The sequence below is a fragment of the Comamonas jiangduensis genome, assembly GCF_030162955.1.
Classification (GTDB): domain Bacteria; phylum Pseudomonadota; class Gammaproteobacteria; order Burkholderiales; family Burkholderiaceae_C; genus Comamonas; species Comamonas jiangduensis.
In genome coordinates, this window is the sequence record NZ_JARXOV010000005.1 from 59,972 (window position 1) to 78,578 (window position 18,607).

The window sequence follows — 18,607 nt, forward strand, 5'->3', positions numbered from 1 at the left end:
CATTAGTCGTAATTGCTAAAGCGGCTGGGGGTGGGCGCCTTGTCTTCACGCAGCGCGCGGTAACCTGGGACATACTCTTTGAGCTCACGCATCGGGTCAGCACCCAAGCTCAAGCGAGAAAAGCCCACGAATTCAAGTTGAAACAACAAGCGGGTGTTGGAGTCCGTGCGGCTATTTTGCAGGCGCTCCACCACCACACGCCCAATCCAGCAGCAGCTGTCGTATTCGAAGCCGACAATGGCATCGACCAGCTTTTTGTCTTGCATGCTGTAGTTCAGGCGCCCAACACTGTACCAGCGGCCGCCGCCTGTGGCTTCGCCAAAAGCATTCTTGCGCCCCTGGTTCAGAGGCCACTGCCAGCCAAAGTCCACCTGCTCACTGCCAGGATTGCTAGCTAGCACACTATTTTCTCGCTGGTATCGATAAGCTGCACTCAGCGTTTTGTAGGGAGCAGGGGTGTAACGACCACTGATAGATGAACGTGTTGTGCGCTGGATGTCGCGGTTGTATTGCACCAGGGCATCCGTACTCCAGCGTTTGTTCCAGGAGATGCCACCGCCGATCAGGAGGTCAGACCATCCCTTCTCACTTCTGTTGCGATCTTGTGCAGAAAGTCCAACCCTTTGATCGTCAAAATGAAGTCGCTGTGCTATACCAAGGCGAGCAACTTCGGCACCGTTTTCAGGATGGATATAGCGGGTTGTAACCCCCAGCGTGAGCATGTGGTTATCAGCAATGCGGTCGCGGCCGGTATAACTGTTCTCGCTGTAGATGGATCCAAAGTTAAAGTCTGCCAGCCCTGTGTCATACAGGGGCAGCATATTTTGGTCTTTAAAGGGTGTATAGGTATAGAAAGCCCGAGGCTCTAGCGTCTGGGTGTAAGCATTGCCAAGTACTGTGGTTTCGCGTTCATAGGTTAAACCGCTGTCAAGGCTGAATGTTGGGATCACAAAGGACTTGCTACTGCCTCTTGTGCCTACATTTTCATCGAACTGATAGGTGCTGGCGTGCAATTGCACTTTGGGGGTTATGAAGCCACCCGGCAAAAGAAATGGACGACTGACTTTGGTTCGCGCATAGCTACGCTGACCATTGTTCCGATTTGCGCTATAGATTAATGCGCCATTGCGAAGGCGAACACTGTCAGCTTCAAAGCGCGTGGTGTCTGCCATCATGTCTACATCCCAGCCTTCCATGGCCCAGCTGGTCGTGTCATAACGCCATTGCAGCTGTGGCATGCGGTTGAAAGGAGGAGCAATAATGGCATCGAGGTCTTGTAGCACCTGCCATTTCTGAGCGAGAAGCGAAATGCGGTGATTACCTTGCGACCATGACACTCGTGCATCATTACTTAGTTGTCGCAAAGACGTATCGCTTGTCACGGTGCTGGAATAAGCGCTGTTCTCGCGACCTGGAATTCGGTTGAAGTCACGCCAATAATTGTCATCGCTTACGCGGTTCAGGTTCCAGTTGATTCCAAATCGGCCAACAGGAGAAGACAAAGAAGTAGCGTGCTTCCAGCTGTAGCCCCAGCGATCCCGGTCGCGCAGCTTGTCGTTGGGCATGTACAGCGTATCGAGCACACCGGAGTAAGTCGGCTCCAAATAGCGAAATTCGGTGCCCAGACTCACACCGCGCTTGGACATCAGCGTGGGCGTGATGGTGGCATCACGGTTGGGCGCAATGTTCCAGTAATACGGCTGGCTGTATTCAAAGCCGCTGGTGCTGTCGATGCCAATGGTGGGGGGCAGCAAGCCGGATTTGCGCTTGTCTGACAGCGGGAAACTAATCGCGGGCACAGGCAGGATGGGGACACCCTTGAATTCCAAGGCGCCGCCATAGGCCACGCCGACATCTTCAACGCGGTCCAGCGTGATGCGCTTGGCGCGCAGCACCCAGTCGGGTTCCCAGCTGGCGGAGTCGTCGCGCAGGCAGGTGGTGTACGTGGCGCGGTAGACCACGGTGTTGTCGCGGTCGATGAATTCCACGCGGTCGGCGTCGCCGTGGCCCTGGGTTTCCAGGAACTGGTACGTGGCGTCGGTGAAATCGCCTTGGAACGCATCCACCTGCAGTTTCAGTGCCGTGCCCTGGTACACATTGCCGGCGCTGTTGATGTGCACATTGCCTTGGGCATTCACCGTATCGTCAGCCACCGTGTACTCAACACGGTCAGCGCGGATGATGGTGTCCCCACGGCGCAATTCAGCGCTGCCTTCCAGGACCGCGTTGATGTCCGCCTGGCCGGAGATCTGATCGGCTTTGATGTAGGAGGGCAGCTGGTCGCGCAGTTCAGGTGCAATCGCTTCTTGCAATTGGCTGCTGGCTTTGAGCTGCGGCGCGGACAGTGCGGTGTCCCACAGAGTGGGCTCTTTGCTTTGAGCTTGTGCGTTCCACGCCGCCGTGGCGGCCCATGCCATTGCCAAGGACGCCGCCAGCGGACGCAGGCGGTACGAGGAAATTTGTGGGGGCAAAGAAAAAGCGTGTGGGCTCACAGGCGCATTCAATCAAGGCGGAGATAGAGGGCAAGCGCGGAGGGGATCCAGGCCGTTTGTAGAATCGGATTATCCATGAGCGCTCCTATCCTCCCCACATCTACCGTTGTTTGGGCCGATTCCGGCCGTCAAGCATTGTTTGAACAATGGCTGAGCAGCCTGACACAGCAGCATGCGCTGCGGCCGCAAAGTTTACGCGCTGCTTCGGCGGACGCAAGCTTTCGCCGTTACTTGCGCATTGATACCGACAGCGGCCACAGCCTGATTGTGATGGACGCGCCGCCCGACAAAGAAAACTGCCAGCCTTTTGTGCAAGTGCAGGCCTTGATGGCGCAGGCGGGGCTGCCCGTGCCTGAGGTGCTGGCGTGGGATGCGGCCAACGGCTTTATGTTGCTCACCGATATGGGCAGCCGCACGCTGATTGAAATCTTGAACCCCGAGCAGCCCCGCGCTGCCGAGCCGTGGTACCGCGAAGCGACGGACTTGCTGCTGCAGTGGCAACTGGCCTCCAAGCCCGGTGTGTTGCCGGTGTATGACGAGGCCTTGCTGCGCCGCGAGCTGCAATTGTTTCCAGACTGGTACATCGCCCAGCACCGCAAGGCCACGCTGGACGATACGCAGCAAGCCGTGCTGGCCAAAGCGTTTGACGCCATCGTGGCGCACAATCTCTCGGCGCCCAGCGTCTATGTGCACCGCGACTTCATGGCGCGCAATCTGATGCTGCCCGCCCAAGAGGGCAAGGGGCTGTCCATCCTGGACTTTCAGGATGCGGTCTACGGCCCCATCACCTACGACATCGCCAGCCTGCTGCGCGATGCTTTCCTGACCTGGGAGGAGGATTTTGTCATTGACATTACCGTGCGCTACTGGGAAAAGGCGCGCAAGGCCGGGCTGGTGGGTGCCAAGAGCGCCAGCGGCTGGGGTGATGACTTTGGCGAGTTCTACCGCGCTGTGGAGTGGATGGGATTGCAGCGCCACCTGAAAGTGGCCGGCATTTTTGCGCGCCTGACGCTGCGCGATGGCAAGCCCAAATACCTGGCCGATACCCCGCGCTTTATCCACTACCTGCGCTCGACCTGCAGCCGCTACCGTGAATTGGGTCCGCTGCTGCGCTTGATTGACCAGATCGAAAACATTCAGCCCCAAGTAGGCTTCGCCTACGGGCGCATGTAAAACCATAGCTGCTAGCGCTTGTAAATACTTGGTTTCAGAATAAAAACTATCTGAAATCATTATTTGCTGTGCGCCAGCAGCTTCTTTTTTTAAGGCTGCCATGCCCCGTTTCTACTGCCCCCTTCCACTGTCTGCCGGTCTCGACGTGGAGTTGCCTGCAGGAGCAGCCCGCCACGTGCAAGTGCTGCGCATGCAGCCCGGCGACACCATCACCTTGTTTGAGGGCCGCCAAGATGGCCCCGGCGGCGAATGGCAGGCCACCATCTTGCGCATGGGCCGCAGCGATGTGCAGGTGCGTGTGGACAGCTATGTGGCTGCAGACCGTGAGAATCTGCGCCCCGTGCACCTGCTGGCAGGCATTACCGCCAATGAGCGCATGGACTGGCTGGTCGAGAAAGCCACGGAACTGGGGGTGACCAGCATCACCCCGCTGCTGGCCGAGCGCAGCGTGCTCAAGCTCAAAGGCGAGCGCGGGGACAAAAAACGCACGCATTGGCAGGCCGTGGCGGTGGCGGCCTGTGAGCAATGCGGGCGCAACCGCGTGCCGGTGATTCACGAAGCAGTCACGCTGGCGCAGTGGCTGCAGCCAGCGCCAGCACCGGGCCTGCGCGCGGTACTTTCCTTGGCGGCAGGCACCCAGCCGCTGCAGCAAGTGCTGGCGCCTGCAGAGGATGCACAGCCGGTGTTCTTTCTGTCTGGCCCAGAAGGCGGTTTGACGGCCGCAGAAGAGACGCTGGCACGGGGGAGCGGCTTTGTGCCGGTGACCTTGGGGTCACGCACCTTGCGTGCAGAAACGGCTCCTTTGGCAGCCTTGGTGTTGTCCACTTTGTAGGACAAGGCGCCGTCTTTGACTTTCGGTCGGGAGTGCTGCGGGAGGTAAACATTAGTTCACATTGCACAAGGAAAACCCTGGGGTTTGATTTTTAGACTCTGTCCAGAATCGCGTAACCAAATATTACAAGTGACGCCCGGATGACAGAATCTGACGCCGCGTCCTCCAACCCCAAGGACATCAACTTGTGCACTCTCAGCCAGCGCGGCATAGATTGGCTGTTTTCCGCCGATCCTACGCTGCGCGTTCGCTCCAGCATGGCCATGTTGGCGGTGCTGCTCATGCTGGGCAGTGCGGGCGTCATGCTGTGGCTGGGCTACACCGGTTTGGCGCCGCTGCAGGCGATGGCGTGGTGGTCGGTGGTGGCGGTGGGCGGTCTGACGGTGATGGCGGCGCTGGTGCGGTGTGGCTGGAGCGCACGCTGGCGCGACCCCTCCATGACGTTTCAGCAAATTCTCTGGGCCATCAGCTGCAGTGCGGTGGCCTATGTGCTGGCCGCGGAGGCGCGCGGCATCGTCCCGGGCCTGCTGGCTGTGACCATGCTGTTTGCCGCGCTCAATCTGCGCGCCAAGCAAATTGTGGCGGTGTCGCTGTATGCCCTGGGCGCTTTTTCGTTGGCGGTGCTGTTCATCATCCAGCTCGACAACAGCACCGAGCCGGCCCTTGAAATTGCCTATGCGCTGGTGCTGGTGCTGATGCTTACGGGGTGCATGCTGCTCAGTTTGCGTCTGTACCAGCTGCGCGGGCGGCTGCGCAAACAGCGGCAGGAGCTGGCAGTGGCACTGAAGGAAAACCGCGAGCTGGCCTCGCGCGATGCGCTCACCGGGCTGATCAATCGCCGCCACATGCGCGAACTGCTGGAGCTGGAGCAGCGCCGCTGCGTGCGGGGTGTGCGCACCATGCTGCTGGCACAGATGGATATTGACCATTTCAAAAGCATCAATGACACCTATGGCCATGGCGTGGGCGACATGGCTTTGAAAGCGTTTGCGCAAACGGTGCGTGACAACATCCGCAACTCCGATGTGCTGGCGCGCTGGGGCGGTGAAGAGTTTGTGCTGCTGCTCAGCGATACCGATGTGGCGGGCGCCATGCTCACCCTGCAGCGGGTGCGTGCGGCAGTGGAGGGCACCACCATGCCCGATGCCCCCCCGGGCCTGCAGATGACCGTCTCCATCGGTCTGGCCGAGCATATGGCGGGCGAGATGTTGGAAGTTACCCTGGACCGCGCCGACAAAGCCCTGTACAGCGCCAAGCGCGCGGGCCGCAACCAGGTGATGTTTGGCGAACTTGCTGCACCAGCAGGCTGGGCGCCGCGCCAAGCAGCGGCCTTGTGTGAGGAAGATGCTCTGTAAAAGTGAGCGTCTGGCGTTCAATTTATAAAGATTTCAAGGTTTTTAAGCCCTGAAAGCAAGAAAGCACCTGCGCAAGGTGCTTTCTTTTTTGATGTGGCAGGGGTGACTCAGGCGCTTGTGCTGTCTGTGCCTGCCTCAGACGTTGCGTGTGCCGGGTGCGTCACGGGCATGGCCGCAATCACTTGGGCCACGGCGGCGGTCAGTTTCTTGGCATAGGGCACGTGCAGGAACTCGTTGGGCCCGTGGGCATTGCTCTTGGGGCCGAGCACGCCGCAGACCATCATCTGGGCTTTGGGGAAACCTTGGCTCAGCAAATTCATCAGAGGAATGGTGCCACCTTGGCCGATGTAGCCGCAATCGGCGCCAAAGTGGGCGCAGCTGGCTTGGTTCAGTGCATTTTCAAACCAGGGCGTCATATCTGGCGCATTCCAGCCGCTGGAGCTGGACATGCCTTCCCAGGTCACCTTGGCTTGGTACGGTGCGTTGTCTTCCAGCAAGGCCTTCATCTCCTGCACGCAGGTGGCAGCATCGACCAGGGGCGGCAGGCGCAGGCTGAGCTTGAAGGCGGTGTAGGGCCGCAGCACGTTGCCAGCGTTTTGCAGCGTGGGAAAGCCCTCCGCACCGGTGACGGACAGCGTGGGCTCCCAGGTGCGCTTGAGTAGGGCTTGCACCGGGTCGGTGGTGGTGGGCAACGCAACCAGGGTGGAGCCGCCGCAGTCGTGGTGCGCCCAGGGGAAGCGCCGGTAGGTCTCTTCGCCCAGGATGGCGGCGGTGGCGCGGGCCTGGGCCAGGCGCTCGGCGGGCACCTCGCAGTGGAAGCTGGCGGGCAGCATGCGGCCGGTGGCGCTGTCTTCCAGACGATCGAGCACCTGGCGCATGATGCGAAACGACGAGGGCACCACGCCCGAGGCGTCGCCCGAGTGAATGCCTTCAGTGAGGATTTCCACCTTGAGCGTGCCGCTGGCCATGCCGCGCAGGCTGGTGGTCAGCCACAGCTGGTCGTAATTGCCTGCGCCGCTGTCCAGGCAAATGACCAAATCCACATTGCCCAGACGGGGGCGCAGCGCATCCACATAAGGCAGCAGATCGCGCGAGCCGCTTTCTTCGGCGGTTTCAATAATGCCGAGGATGCGCGGGTGCAGCACGTTCTGGCTTTTGAGGGCTTGCACGGCTGCCACGCTGGCGTACACGGCGTAGCCGTCATCGGCACCGCCGCGGCCATACAGCTTGCCGTCCTCGTACTTGGGCGTCCAGGGGCCCAGGTCGCTGCGCCAGCCTTCAAATTCGGGTTGCTTGTCCAGGTGGCCGTACATCAGCACGGTGTTGGCATCGGCGGCATTCGCGCCGGGCTGGGTGCCTTCTACTTCAAAAAAAAGCACGGGGGTACGCCCGGGCATGCGCACAATTTCCAGTTTCAGGCCGGGCACTTGCTGCGCCTGCACCCAGCTTGCGGCGTTGCGCAGCACGGTGTCCAGCAGGCCCTGCTGCTCCCAGTCGGGCGCAAACATGGGGGATTTGGCGGGAATGGCAATGTAGTCCTTGAGCTGGCCAACGATGTCGTTGTCCCACTTCTGGCTGACTTGTTCCAGTGCTTGAGCGGCGTTCAAAGCGCTGGAGGGCATGCGTGCGTTCATGGCGAACCTCCGAAAGCAGTGCGGCGCACAGGCCGCTGATCCGTGCATTGTGCACCCTTGCGCAAGCCCGCTGCAGCAGTGGCTGCGTGGGCTGCACAGGTGCGGCTGGTGTGGGTAGATTAATGCTGCAGCAGCGCTGGGGGCATGCTGCTGCCGGGGTGGCCGTGGCCGTCGGGGGCCTCCGTCAGTTGGAAGACGCTGACCGCGTCTTCCAGGCGAGCGGCTTGCTCGCGCATGCTTTGCGAGGCTGCAGCAGATTCTTCGACCAAGGCTGCGTTTTGCTGGGTCAGCTGATCAAGCTGCGTCACATCGTGGTTGACCTGGCTGATGCGGGTGGCTTGCTCGCTGGCAGCTGCAGAAATCTCGCCAATGATGTCGCCCACGCGCTGCACGGAGCCCACGATTTCCTCCATGGTCTGGCCAGCGTCTTGCACCAAACGTGCGCCGGATTCCACCTTGTCCACCGAGGTGCTGATCAACGTCTTGATCTCCTTGGCGGCGGCTGCGCTGCGCTGAGCCAGTGTGCGCACTTCACCTGCGACCACGGCAAAGCCACGGCCTTGCTCACCGGCGCGTGCGGCTTCGACCGCTGCGTTCAGGGCCAGAATGTTGGTCTGGAACGCAATCCCATCAATCACGCCGATGATGTCGCCAATCTTGCGGCTGCTGTCATTGATGGCCCCCATGGTGGCTATCACGTTGCTGACCACCTGCCCGCCGCGCGAGGCCACTTCCACCGCACCCTCTGACAGCTGGTGGGCCTGGCGTGCTGCATCGGCAGACTGGCGCACGCCGTGAGTGACTTCTTCGATGCTCTGGGCCGAGCGCGCCAGACTTTGCGCCGTGTTTTCCGTGCGTTCCGACAGGTCCACATTGCCTTGGGCAATCTGGCTGCTGGCGCTGGCAATGCTGTGGGCGGCCACATTCACTTGGCGCAGCATGTCGACATAGCGCTGGCGCATGCCTTCCACCTCGTGGATCAAATCGCCCACCTCATCCCGGCGCGTGCTGTGGAAAGGGTGGGTGAGATCGCCTTGCGCAATCCGCGTGATGGCTTGGGTTAACTCATGCAGCGGTGCGGAGACACCCCGCTTGAGCGTGAACAGCAGGCCCGCTGCCAGTACCACCAAAGCTACGGCCATGGCGCACCACAGCAGCATCAGCGCGTGGCGCTGTGCGGCCATGGCCTCGTCATCGGACACCTCGGTAATCACCCACCAGCCTTCCTGGGTCTTGCGCAGCACAGCCCAGGGGGTGGCTGCCTTGCTCGGGGGGCAAGGCGGTGACATCACGCGCAAATCCATCGCTACGACTGGCTAATTGCTCAAGGGAGGCGCGCGCTTGGGGCGCTACTTCCAGTACTTTTTGGCCTTGGTGCGTGGGGTGTGCAATGAACACCGCATCTTCCAGACGGGCGCCGGGGGCAATCACCATCGCCCCGCCATGTTCAAACAGGCGGGTGTTGCTGACTTGCTGCTGCATGCCTGCTTGGAAGGCACTCAAATCGGTGCCCACAAACAAAATTCCGACCACTTCACCGGAGGCGTTGCGCATCGGCTGGTAGGCCGTCATATAAGGTTTGCCAAACAAGTTGGCGCGTCCTACATAAGGGGCCCCGCTGAGCATGCGTGCATAGGCCGGGTGGTTGCGATCGAGCAAGGTGTGCATGACGCGCTCGCCCTGCAGGTTGCGCAGCGAGGTGCTAATGCGCACAAAGTCATCGCCCTGGCGGGCAAAGATGGTGGCCACGCCGCCGGTGTCTTCGCTGAACTGATCGACCACGCCAAAGTGTGCGTTCAGCACCTGCCCATCCAAGGTCAAGCTGGTGGTTGTGGTGTCCAGCTCCACCGTGCCCGCGAAATAGCGGGCGAAGGCAGACGAAGCTCGCTCCACCATGCGGCGGTTGGCTTGATCGACGGTGTCAATCGAGGCGACCAGCCCCTCGGTGGTGTGGGTGACGCTGGCGATGAGCTGCTCCCGCGCAGTCTGGGTGCTGATGGTAGAGACCACCCCGCTCAAAATCAGCAGGATCAAGGCCATCATGGCGATGCCTATGGCCGTGACGCGGCGTGCCACGGAGCGGCTGCGCGAAGCGGAAGAGGAAAGATGGGCGAAGGCCATAGGTTGCATGAAGGCGCTGGAAGATGGATGGATCAACGAAAAAAGCAGAAAGATGTGCATCAAAGCACACCGTTGCACTCAGAAAGCGCAGCCCAATCAGCCATTGTAAGAATTGGTTAGAGAATTCCCCCATGAATCCCGTAGCGAAAATCCGTGATCCGCAACCAGCGTGGCCGCCGTCTTTACACGCGCTCGCTGCTGAGAAACTGCGCAACGATGTGCAGGGCGTAGCGGCTGGCCACTGCGCTGACGAAAGCCGGAAAGTCGACGTGCGCGGCATCGTCGGCACGGTCTGAAATGGTGCGCACCGCCGCAAAAGCGATGCCGTAGTCCGCACAGACCTGTGCAATCGCAGCGCCTTCCATTTCCACGGCCAAAGCATGCAGGCCTGCGGCTTGGAAGTCGCCATGCATGGCCTGGGAAAGGCTGGCAGAGACAATGAATTGGTCGCCACTGGCAATCAGCCCGGCATGCACCGCCGGGCTACGGCCTTGCAGCAAGGGCTCATTCCACTGCGCGGCTGTGCGGGTGCAGTCCAGCGCAGCCTGGTGCAGGCGCTCGGTGAGTGTGGGATGGCAGTGAAAAGTAGGGTGTGGGTAGCCCGGCACCTGCCAGCGTGGAAACAGGGGGCGCACATCCATGTCGTGCTGTACAAAATGCTGGGCCACCACCACGTCGCCCACCTGAACACCGGTGCCGATACCGCCCGCCACGCCGGTAAACACCAGTGTTTCAATGCCAAAGTGTTCAATCAGCGTGGTGGTGGTGGTGGCTGCTGCAACTTTGCCAATACCGCTGAGTGCAAGCACCACGTCCAGTCCCTGGAGGCGGCCTTTGACAAAGTGGCGACCTGCACGGCGCACCTCTTGGCGGTGGGTCAATGCGTGCGCAAGGCCATGCTGCTCTTCGGGCAGTGCACTCAAAATTGCAAGCGTCATAAGAAATCACAAAGCATGAAAAACGGCCCCGAAGGGCCGTGGATAAAGGGTGTGCCGCCAGTGTACGGCGCTGCGATCAACGCAGTTCGCGGCGCAAGATTTTGCCCACGGGGGTTTTGGGTAGTTCGGTGCGGAACTCGATAACGCGAGGCTGCTTGTAGCCCGTCATATTCTCGCGGCAGAACTTGCGCAGCACTTCCTCGGTCAGGCTGTCGTCTTTCTTGACCACGACCAGCTTGACCGCTTCACCGGTTTTTTCATCGGGCACGCCAACTACCGCGCACTCCAGCACGCCGGGGCACATGGCCACCACTTCTTCGACTTCGTTCGGATAGACGTTAAAGCCGCTGACCAGCACCATGTCTTTCTTGCGATCCACAATTTTGATGAAGCTGCGCTCGTCTATGGCGCCAATGTCACCAGTGAGGAAGTAACCGTCGGCTGTCATCACCTTGGCGGTTTCATCCGGGCGCTGCCAGTAACCGGCCATGACTTGGGGGCCTTTGACGGCGATTTCACCGGTCTTGCCGGGCTCGGTCACGGTGTGGCCGTCGTCGCCCACCAGTTTCACGTAGGTGCTGGGAAGCGGCACACCAATGGTGCCGGTGAATTCCTTGGCGGTCACGGGGTTGCAGCTCACGACCGGGCTGGTTTCTGACAAGCCATAGCCTTCCACAATCGGGCAACCGGTTTTTTCCAGCCAGAGCTTGGCAACCGCCCCCTGCACGGCCATGCCGCCACCGACGGACACCTTCAGGTGGCTCCAGTCCACAGAATTAAAGTCTGCGTGGTGCGCCAGGCCGTTGAACAGCGTGTTCACTGCAGGAAAGCTGTGAAACTTGTGATTGGACAGTTCCTTGAGTGTGGCTTTGATGTCACGCGGATTGGGAATCAGAATGTTTTTGCCCCCGGTGTGCATGGACAGCATCATGTTCACCGTGAACGCGAAGATGTGATAGAGCGGCAGCGCGCACACGCTGGTGACCTGCTCGCCGCTCTTGCGCAGGTTATTCACCACGGGGTTGAACCATGCTTCACACTGCAAGGTGTTGGCAATGATGTGGCGGTGCAAGAGCACCGCGCCTTTGCTGACGCCTGTGGTGCCACCGGTGTACTGCAGCACGGCAATATCGTTAGGGCCGACATGGGCCTTGGTGAAGGTGGCACTGCTGCCGCGGCGGATGGCATCTTTGTAGCGCACAGCCTTGGGCAAATGAAAGGCGGGCACCATCTTTTTGACGTTGCGCACCACATAGTTCACCAAGCAGCCTTTGAGCGTGCCCAGCATATCGCCCATGGCACACAGCACCACGTGTTCCACCGAGGTGCTGGCAATGCATTGCTCCAGCGTGTGGGCAAAGTTTTCAATGATGACAATGGCGCGCGCGCCCGAGTCTTTGAGCTGGTGCTCCAACTCGCGGGCGGTGTACAGCGGGTTGACGTTCACCACCACAAAGCCCGCGCGCAAGATGGCGGCCACGGCAATCGGGTATTGGGGAACATTGGGCATCATGATGGCGACGCGGTCGCCCGGTTGCATGCCCAGAGACTGGAAGTACGCGGCAAACGCTTGGCTTTGGCTGTCCACATCGCCGAAGCTGATGTCTTTGCCCATATAGGAGTAAGCCGAACGTGGTGCATAGGCCTTAAACGCCTGCTCCATCAAGGCCACCAATGAGTGATAGCTGCTGGGATCGATGTCTGCTGGAACCCCTTCAGGGTAGGCCGCTAACCATGGACGCTCACTCATATGTTGTCTCCGCGCAATTGTCTTTGTGACGTTGAAAAGTGACAGACATGGCGGTAGATGGCACACCTCCCCATGCCCAGGGTCTGTGCCCTTTGCGAGGATTGTGGTGGGAGGGTGAGGGAGACGCCTCTGTGCAAACCCTAGGTAAAGCAACCTGAAAGGCGCTTTTTTGTGAAAAAAAGAACGATTGTGCGATTTTGTTGATGTCGCTTTGATGAAGGTCTAGCGCCGCGTGCAACAAAAAACCCACAGGGCTTGCGCCGTGTGGGTGGGGAGGGGGATAGCGGTGGCTTAAGTTAAGCGACTTGGGCAGCTTGGTTGAGCGTATCGCGGGTATCCAGCGCTGCCTGGCGTGCGGCCGCCGCAAAGTCTTCCCCTTGCGAGGCGTACAGCACGGCCCGCGAAGAGTTGATGATGATGGGGCCGCCGCCCATGCGCGCGGCTTTCACGGTGGCCACGGCGTCGCCGCCCTGCGCGCCCACGCCGGGGATCAGCAGCGGCAGTGTCGGCGCTACGGCGCGCACGCGCTCAATCTCGTGGGGGCGCGTGGCGCCCACCACCAGACCCAGCTGGCCGTTGGTGTTCCAGGGGCCCTGGGCCAGCTTGGCGACATGCTCAAACATGGCGGGCTGGCCTGGCAGATCAGCCAAATGCTGGGCCTGCAGGTCGTCCCCACCGGGGTTGGAGGTGCGGCACAGCAGGAAGGCGCCTTTGCCTTCGTACTTGAGGTAAGGCGTGATGGAGTCAAAGCCCATGAAGGGCGACAAGGTCACGGCATCGGCGCCATAACGCTCGAAGGCTTCCTTGGCGTATTGCTCCGCGGTCGAGCCAATATCTCCACGCTTGGCGTCCAGGATCACAGGGACATGGGGCGCGACACGGCGCATGTGCGCCATCAGTTTTTCCAGCTGATCTTCCGCGCGGTGGGCTGCAAAGTAGGCAATTTGCGGCTTGAAGCTGTTCACCAGATCGTGGGTGGCATCGACAATGGCGGCGCAGAAGTCGTAGATTTTGGTAGCGTCGCCACGCATGGCTGCGGGGAACTTGGAAGGCTCAGGGTCCAGTCCCACGCAGAGCATGGAGTTGTTGCGCGTGGACGCGTCGCGCAGCATGTCGAGAAAAGTCATGAGCGGCAATTGTAGGTGGCGGGCACAATCTACGCCCTATGCCTGCCTTTACCCCCCGACAATTGGTTCTTCTGGTGCTCCTTACGCTGATATGGGGGGTGAACTGGCCCGTCATGAAGCTGGGGGTGACGCATTTCCCCCCGCTGAGTTTTCGTGCGCTGGCCATGTGGCTGGGTGTGCTGGTGGTGTGGGTGGTGCTGCGGGTGCAGCGGCAGCCCCTGCGGGTGCCGCGCGACGAGTGGCGGACACTGGGCCTGCTGGCGTTTTTCAACATGGTGATCTGGAACAGCCTGGTGATCGTGGCCATTCCCCTGGTTTCCAGCGGGCGCGCTGCCATTTTGGGCTATACCATGCCTATTTTTTCAGCAGTGCTGGGCAGCCTGATCTGGCACGACCGCCTGAGCCTGCGTGCATGGGGCGGCGTGGGCGCGGCCTTTGTCGGCGTCATGCTGCTGCTGTGGCATGAGCTGGGGGCGCTGGGCAGCAACCCGAGTGGCCCTTTGCTGATTTTGCTGGCCGCACTGTGCTGGGCGGTGGGCACGCAAATGATGCGCCGCGCCCCCATGCAAACGCCGCTGCTGGTCATGGCCTTTTGGATGATGCTGATCACCGCGTTGGTGCTGACGGTGGCAGCCGTGGCGCTGGAGCATGCGCTGTGGCATGCCCCGGATGCGGTGGCGCTGGGCACCATCTTGTTCAACGGCCTGCTGGTGGTCGGTTTTGCCCAGGTGGTGTGGTTTGTGCTGGCGCGCAGCTTGCCGCCGGTGGCCTCGACGCTGAGCGTGATGTTCATCCCCGTATTGGGCGTGTTCACGGGCGCGTGGTGGCTGGGTGAAGTGCTGCACTGGCAAGACTGGACGGCGGTGTGCCTGATGGTGTTGGCGATTGCCTCGGTCTTGTGGCCTGCGGGCAAGCGACAATAAGTGCCATGTTGAACACCGTGGCCTGCTCAGGCGAGCCACCACAAGGAAGCCCATGCTGAGCCAGTTGCTCACCTCCATCATTGACGATATCCACGGCGACACCATCACCTTGCGCGAGTTGCTGGAGCGCTGCGGGCGCGAAGGCATGCTCATGGTCTGTGCCATTGCCTGTCTGCCGTTCTTGATTCCCGTGTCGATCCCCGGCGTGTCCACGGTGTTTGGTGCGGCCATTGTGCTGCTGGCATTTGCGCTGTTTTTGGACCGCTTGCCGTGGCTGCCGCAGCGCATTCTGGACAAGGGTATGGATGCCAACAAGCTCAAACCCGTGCTGCACAAGGGTGTGAACATTGTGGGCAAGCTGGAACGCTGGCTGCAGTCCCGCATGCCTGCGCTCACCACCGCAGCCATGCAGCGCTTTAACAGCGCTGTGCTGGTGTTTGGCGGCCTGCTGCTGATGGCACCGCTGGGGCTGATTCCGTTTTCCAACACCGTGCCGGCCGTGGGCATTTTGCTGCTGACCGTGGGCATGATGCAGCGCGACGGCATATTCGTGCTGCTGGGCTACCTGGGCCACATGCTCACCGTGGTGTACTTTGGCGTGCTGGCCTATCTGGCGTGGATGGGCGGCACCTTCGTGCTGAGCTAAAGCACCAGCGCCCCACAAAAAAAGCCACCGCAAGGTGGCTTTTTTGATAGCTGCTAGCGCTGGATGGATAAGCGCTAGAGGCCAATTGGGCTAAAAAATAGATCAGCCGTTGGCGCGCTGGGCCAAGATCTCAAAGGCCGGCAGGGTTTTGCCTTCCAGTACTTCCAGGAACGCGCCGCCGCCGGTAGAGATATAGCCCACCTTGTCTTCGATGCCGTACTTGGCGATCGCGGCCAGGGTGTCGCCGCCGCCGGCAATGCTGAAGGCGGGGGATTCGGCAATCGCCTGGGCCACCACCTTGGTGCCGTTGGCAAACTGGTCAAACTCAAACACGCCCACGGGGCCATTCCAGACGATGGTGCCGGCCTGTTTCAGCTGCTCAGCCAGCTTGGCGGCGGTTTCTGGGCCAATGTCCAGAATCATGTCGTCGTCTTCCACCTCGGTGGCTTGCTTGACGGTAGCCACCGCGTCGGGTGCGAAGGTCTTGGCGCAGACCACATCGGTGGGCACCGGCACGTTGGCACCGCGCGCGGCCATGGCGTCAATCACGGCCTTGGCTTCAGCCACCAGATCGGGCTCGGCCAGGCTCTTGCCGATCTTCAGACCCGCTGCCAGCATGAAGGTGTTGGCAATGCCGCCGCCTACGATCAGCTGGTCCACCTTGTCGGCCAGACTCTTCAAAATGGTCAGCTTGGTGGACACCTTGGAGCCCGCCACAATGGCCGCCAAGGGGCGGGCGGGGGCTGCCAGCGCCTTGTTCAGTGCATCAATTTCGGCCGACAGCAGCGGGCCTGCACACGCGATGGGCGCAAACTGGGCAATGCCGTAGGTGGTGCCTTCGGCGCGGTGGGCGGTGCCGAACGCGTCGTTCACGAAGATGTCGCACAGCTGGGCCATTTTTTGCGCCAGCTCGGGCTTGTTCTTCTTTTCACCCACGTTCACGCGGCAGTTTTCCAGCAGCACGACCTGGCCGGGCTGCACTTCCACGCCGTCCACCCAGTTGGCGACCAGCGGCACTTCGCGGCCCAGCAGCTCGGACAGGCGCTGGGCGACAGGGGCCAGCGAGTCGGCGGGTTTGAATTCGCCTTCGGTGGGGCGGCCCAGGTGGCTGGTCACCATCACGGCGGCGCCGGCGTTCAGTGCCATTTCGATGGCCGGCACGGAAGCGCGCACGCGGGTGTCTTCGGTGATTTCGCCAGCGTCGTTCAGTGGCACGTTCAAATCAGCACGGATAAACACGCGCTGGCCTTGGACTTTGCCTTGGGCGCACAGGTCGGAGAAGCGAAGGATGTTCATGGTGGCAGCCTTGAAGTCTTATAGAGGAGTGAATGCAAACTGGGGCGCATTGTAGGCGGCGGCCCCTTGCTGCAGTCTGATGCCGTGGCTTATTTCCAGCGCTCGGGCTCAACAAACACGGTGCCCTTGTCGCTGGACAGGGTCAGCTGGCCTTCCTGGATGGTGGCTTGCAGCTGCATGCTGCGCTCTGCCAGGTTGCCCAATTCTTGCGCCACATCGGAGGGAATGTAGTGCACCTGCAGCTTGCTTTGGCGGCCCACCTTGCCCTCCAGCCCCTTCCACCACACGTTGGCCGCGTGGTTAAAGGGGTAGACGATGACGTGGTCCGACTTGTTGCAGGCCTTGTTGATGGGCTTTTCTTCGGGCTGGCCCACTTCAATCCACAGGCGCTTTTGGCCGGTGTAGTCGGTGATGTGCACGTCTGGGTCGTCGGGGTCGCTCAAACCAATGCCAAAGCCCAGGGTGCCGTCGCCGTTGCACAGGGCTTGCAGCTGCCAGGCGTTGAGGGCCAGCGCGACGAGGCGAATCATCATGCGGTCGTCGGTCTCGCTGGGGTGGCGCGCCAAGGTCAGGTTGTGGTCGGCGTAGTAGCTGTGGTCAATGTCGGCAATCGACAGATTGGCTTTGTAAATCGTGGATTTCAGGGCCATGGCGGGTGTCTCGCAGTGCGCGCCCGCAGGCGGGCTGAAAAGAATGTTTCAAAAGTAAGAGCTGCCTGCGCTGGTTTTTCCTCGCTTTGGCAGCTCTTTGGTGCTGAAGTGCTTGCTAATCAAGCGCCAGCAGCTATGGATTTTGCGTGTTGGGTGTGGTTACACGCGGCGGGCCAGTTCTGCGGCCTTGCCGATGTACGACGCAGGCGTCATGGCCAGCAAACGGTCCTTGTCGGCCTGGGGGATTTCCAGGCTGTGGATCAGATTGTGCAAATCGGCCGCCAGCACGGTCTTGCCGCGCGTGACTTCCTTGAGCTTTTCGTAAGCACCGGCCACGCCGTAGCGGCGCATGACGGTCTGGATGGGCTCGGCCAGCACTTCCCAGGCGTGGTCCAAGTCTTCAGCCAAACGCTCTTCGTTGAGCTCCAGCTTGTTCAGGCCGGTCATCAGCGAGGTGTAGGCCAGTGTGGCGTAACCCAGCGCCACGCCAATATTGCGCAGCACGGTGGAATCCGTCAGGTCACGCTGCCAGCGCGAGACGGGCAGCTTTTCCGACAGGTGCTTGAGCAGGGCGTTGGCCAGACCCAGATTGCCTTCGGCGTTTTCAAAGTCAATGGGGTTGACCTTGTGCGGCATGGTCGAAGAACCGATTTCACCGGCTTTGAGGCGCTGCTTGAAGTAGCCCAGCGAGACGTAGCCCCAGATGTCGCGCGAGAAGTCGATCAAGATGGTGTTGGCACGCGCCACGGCATCGAAAAACTCGGCCATGTAGTCGTGCGGCTCGATCTGGATCGAATAGGGCTGGAACGTCAGGCCCAGGCCCTTGGGCTCGGGCGACTCGATCACATTCTTGGCAAACGCTTCCCAGTCGAAATCGGGCCAAGCGGACAGGTGGGCGTTGTAGTTGCCCACAGCGCCGTTCATCTTGCCCAGTACTTTGACGTTGGCGATGTTCTCGGCCGCTTTTTGCAGGCGCACCAGCACGTTGGCGATTTCCTTGCCCACGGTGGTGGGGGAGGCAGTCTGGCCGTGCGTGCGGCTCAGCATGGGCACATCGGCAAACTGGTGCGCCATTTCGCGCAGCTTCAGCGTGATGCGGTCCAGCGCCGGCAACACCACCATGTCGCGGCCTACGCGGATTTGCAGGGCGTGGCTGGTGTTGTTGATGTCTTCGCTGGTGCAGGCAAAGTGCACAAACTCCGCCGCTTTTTGCAGCTCAGGGCGGCCATCGAACTTGCCCTTGATCCAGTATTCCACGGCTTTGACGTCGTGGTTGGTGGTCTTCTCGATCTCCTTGATCGCTGCCGCATCGGCTTCGCTGAAGTTGCTCACCAGGCTGTGCAAGTAAGTGCGCGCACCTTCGGAAAGTGGCGAAAATTCAGCAAATCCAGCGTCCGACAGCGCGATAAACCAAGTGATTTCCACTTGAACGCGGCGGTGCATATACCCCTGTTCGCTCATGATGGGGCGCAGGGCGGAAAGCTTGGCGGCATAGCGGCCGTCGAGCGGGGAGAGGGCGGAGATGGAAGACAGGCTCATGGGGCAAGATTGTAGGGGCCACTGCTTCTGTATGCATGGTGCAACCCGATACAACCAAGCAGAGCGCACAAAAAAGCCAGGGCACCTTGCGGTGCCCTGGCTGGAATAAAAAGGTTGCGAAGCGTCTTGAA

The 18,607-nt window shown here is 60.8% G+C and carries 15 protein-coding genes; 5 read left to right on the forward strand and 10 right to left on the reverse strand.

Annotated elements, in window-relative coordinates:
- Positions 1 to 2: 2 nt before the first annotated feature.
- Positions 3 to 2,417, reverse strand: a complete 2,415-nt coding sequence (locus tag QEP12_RS05725; protein ID WP_431308068.1) for an LPS-assembly protein LptD — start codon at positions 2,415 to 2,417, stop codon at positions 3 to 5.
- A 150-nt stretch (positions 2,418 to 2,567) separates the two neighbouring features.
- Between QEP12_RS05725 and QEP12_RS05730 the strand changes: the two genes are divergently transcribed.
- The 3 genes from QEP12_RS05730 to QEP12_RS05740 all read left to right on the forward strand — a co-directional run bounded on the left by QEP12_RS05730 (position 2,568) and on the right by QEP12_RS05740 (position 5,852).
- Positions 2,568 to 3,665 (forward strand): aminoglycoside phosphotransferase family protein, encoded by a 1,098-nt coding sequence (locus QEP12_RS05730; RefSeq protein ID WP_174863302.1) that lies wholly within the window; start codon positions 2,568 to 2,570, stop codon positions 3,663 to 3,665.
- Between the two features lie 100 nt (positions 3,666 to 3,765).
- The gene (locus QEP12_RS05735; RefSeq protein WP_284213635.1) at positions 3,766 to 4,497 is read left to right on the forward strand and encodes a 16S rRNA (uracil(1498)-N(3))-methyltransferase; all 732 of its coding nucleotides are present in this window, start codon (positions 3,766 to 3,768) and stop codon (positions 4,495 to 4,497) included.
- 140 nt (positions 4,498 to 4,637) lie between these two features.
- A complete protein-coding gene (locus QEP12_RS05740) occupies positions 4,638 to 5,852 on the forward strand; it encodes a GGDEF domain-containing protein (RefSeq protein ID WP_284213636.1) in 1,215 nt (404 codons plus the stop codon).
- 107 nt (positions 5,853 to 5,959) lie between these two features.
- On the opposite strand, the gene QEP12_RS05745 is transcribed toward QEP12_RS05740, so the two are convergent.
- From QEP12_RS05745 to pyrF, 6 genes are all read right to left on the reverse strand, one after another.
- Positions 5,960 to 7,486, reverse strand: a complete 1,527-nt coding sequence (locus QEP12_RS05745; protein ID WP_284213637.1) for a M20 family metallopeptidase — start codon at positions 7,484 to 7,486, stop codon at positions 5,960 to 5,962.
- Between the two features lie 119 nt (positions 7,487 to 7,605).
- Positions 7,606 to 8,730, reverse strand: coding sequence for a methyl-accepting chemotaxis protein (locus QEP12_RS05750; RefSeq protein ID WP_284213638.1), 1,125 nt, complete (start codon positions 8,728 to 8,730; stop codon positions 7,606 to 7,608).
- Positions 8,678 to 9,667, reverse strand: coding sequence for a Cache 3/Cache 2 fusion domain-containing protein (locus QEP12_RS05755; RefSeq protein ID WP_284213639.1), 990 nt, complete (start codon positions 9,665 to 9,667; stop codon positions 8,678 to 8,680). The genes QEP12_RS05750 and QEP12_RS05755 overlap by 53 nt, the downstream gene beginning before the upstream one ends.
- A gap of 122 nt (positions 9,668 to 9,789) precedes the next feature.
- Complete coding sequence (locus QEP12_RS05760) at positions 9,790 to 10,545, reverse strand: 5'-methylthioadenosine/adenosylhomocysteine nucleosidase (protein WP_174863999.1); 756 nt, start codon at positions 10,543 to 10,545, stop codon at positions 9,790 to 9,792.
- Between the two features lie 76 nt (positions 10,546 to 10,621).
- Positions 10,622 to 12,295 (reverse strand): long-chain-fatty-acid--CoA ligase, encoded by a 1,674-nt coding sequence (locus QEP12_RS05765; RefSeq protein WP_284213640.1) that lies wholly within the window; start codon positions 12,293 to 12,295, stop codon positions 10,622 to 10,624.
- Positions 12,296 to 12,591: 296 nt separating this feature from the next.
- On the reverse strand, positions 12,592 to 13,422 hold the full coding sequence (pyrF, locus tag QEP12_RS05770; protein ID WP_284213641.1) for an orotidine-5'-phosphate decarboxylase: 831 nt from the start codon (positions 13,420 to 13,422) through the stop codon (positions 12,592 to 12,594).
- A gap of 38 nt (positions 13,423 to 13,460) precedes the next feature.
- Between pyrF and QEP12_RS05775 the strand changes: the two genes are divergently transcribed.
- Positions 13,461 to 14,345 (forward strand): DMT family transporter, encoded by an 885-nt coding sequence (locus QEP12_RS05775; RefSeq protein ID WP_284213642.1) that lies wholly within the window; start codon positions 13,461 to 13,463, stop codon positions 14,343 to 14,345.
- Between the two features lie 52 nt (positions 14,346 to 14,397).
- Positions 14,398 to 14,991 carry an exopolysaccharide biosynthesis protein gene (locus tag QEP12_RS05780; protein WP_284213643.1) on the forward strand — a complete coding sequence of 198 codons (594 nt, stop codon included), beginning with the start codon at positions 14,398 to 14,400 and terminating at the stop codon, positions 14,989 to 14,991.
- Positions 14,992 to 15,093: 102 nt separating this feature from the next.
- Here QEP12_RS05780 and QEP12_RS05785 read toward each other — a convergent pair whose 3' ends face one another.
- The 3 genes from QEP12_RS05785 to purB form a co-directional block, all read right to left on the reverse strand.
- The gene (locus QEP12_RS05785) at positions 15,094 to 16,287 is read right to left on the reverse strand and encodes a phosphoglycerate kinase (RefSeq protein WP_174863317.1); all 1,194 of its coding nucleotides are present in this window, start codon (positions 16,285 to 16,287) and stop codon (positions 15,094 to 15,096) included.
- 89 nt (positions 16,288 to 16,376) lie between these two features.
- The gene (locus tag QEP12_RS05790) at positions 16,377 to 16,937 is read right to left on the reverse strand and encodes a YaeQ family protein (RefSeq protein ID WP_284213644.1); all 561 of its coding nucleotides are present in this window, start codon (positions 16,935 to 16,937) and stop codon (positions 16,377 to 16,379) included.
- 159 nt (positions 16,938 to 17,096) lie between these two features.
- Positions 17,097 to 18,476 (reverse strand): adenylosuccinate lyase, encoded by a 1,380-nt coding sequence (gene purB / locus QEP12_RS05795; RefSeq protein WP_284213645.1) that lies wholly within the window; start codon positions 18,474 to 18,476, stop codon positions 17,097 to 17,099.
- Between the last annotated feature and the right edge of the window lie 131 nt (positions 18,477 to 18,607).

Excerpts from the sequence above, each read along its gene's own strand:
- QEP12_RS05725 (WP_431308068.1), bottom strand. The coding sequence starts at position 2,417 with ATGGCATGGGCCGCCACGGCGGCGTGGAACGCACAAGCTCAAAGCAAA.
- QEP12_RS05735 (WP_284213635.1), top strand. The coding sequence starts at position 3,766 with ATGCCCCGTTTCTACTGCCCCCTTCCACTGTCTGCCGGTCTCGACGTG.
- QEP12_RS05780 (WP_284213643.1), top strand. The coding sequence starts at position 14,398 with ATGCTGAGCCAGTTGCTCACCTCCATCATTGACGATATCCACGGCGAC.
- purB (WP_284213645.1), bottom strand. The coding sequence starts at position 18,476 with ATGAGCCTGTCTTCCATCTCCGCCCTCTCCCCGCTCGACGGCCGCTAT.
- QEP12_RS05790 (WP_284213644.1), bottom strand. The coding sequence starts at position 16,937 with ATGGCCCTGAAATCCACGATTTACAAAGCCAATCTGTCGATTGCCGAC.
- QEP12_RS05755 (WP_284213639.1), bottom strand. The coding sequence starts at position 9,667 with ATGCACATCTTTCTGCTTTTTTCGTTGATCCATCCATCTTCCAGCGCC.
- pyrF (WP_284213641.1), bottom strand. The coding sequence starts at position 13,422 with ATGACTTTTCTCGACATGCTGCGCGACGCGTCCACGCGCAACAACTCC.
- QEP12_RS05745 (WP_284213637.1), bottom strand. The coding sequence starts at position 7,486 with ATGAACGCACGCATGCCCTCCAGCGCTTTGAACGCCGCTCAAGCACTG.
- QEP12_RS05760 (WP_174863999.1), bottom strand. The coding sequence starts at position 10,545 with ATGACGCTTGCAATTTTGAGTGCACTGCCCGAAGAGCAGCATGGCCTT.
- QEP12_RS05785 (WP_174863317.1), bottom strand. The coding sequence starts at position 16,287 with ATGAACATCCTTCGCTTCTCCGACCTGTGCGCCCAAGGCAAAGTCCAA.
- QEP12_RS05730 (WP_174863302.1), top strand. The coding sequence starts at position 2,568 with ATGAGCGCTCCTATCCTCCCCACATCTACCGTTGTTTGGGCCGATTCC.
- QEP12_RS05740 (WP_284213636.1), top strand. The coding sequence starts at position 4,638 with ATGACAGAATCTGACGCCGCGTCCTCCAACCCCAAGGACATCAACTTG.
- QEP12_RS05775 (WP_284213642.1), top strand. The coding sequence starts at position 13,461 with ATGCCTGCCTTTACCCCCCGACAATTGGTTCTTCTGGTGCTCCTTACG.
- QEP12_RS05765 (WP_284213640.1), bottom strand. The coding sequence starts at position 12,295 with ATGAGTGAGCGTCCATGGTTAGCGGCCTACCCTGAAGGGGTTCCAGCA.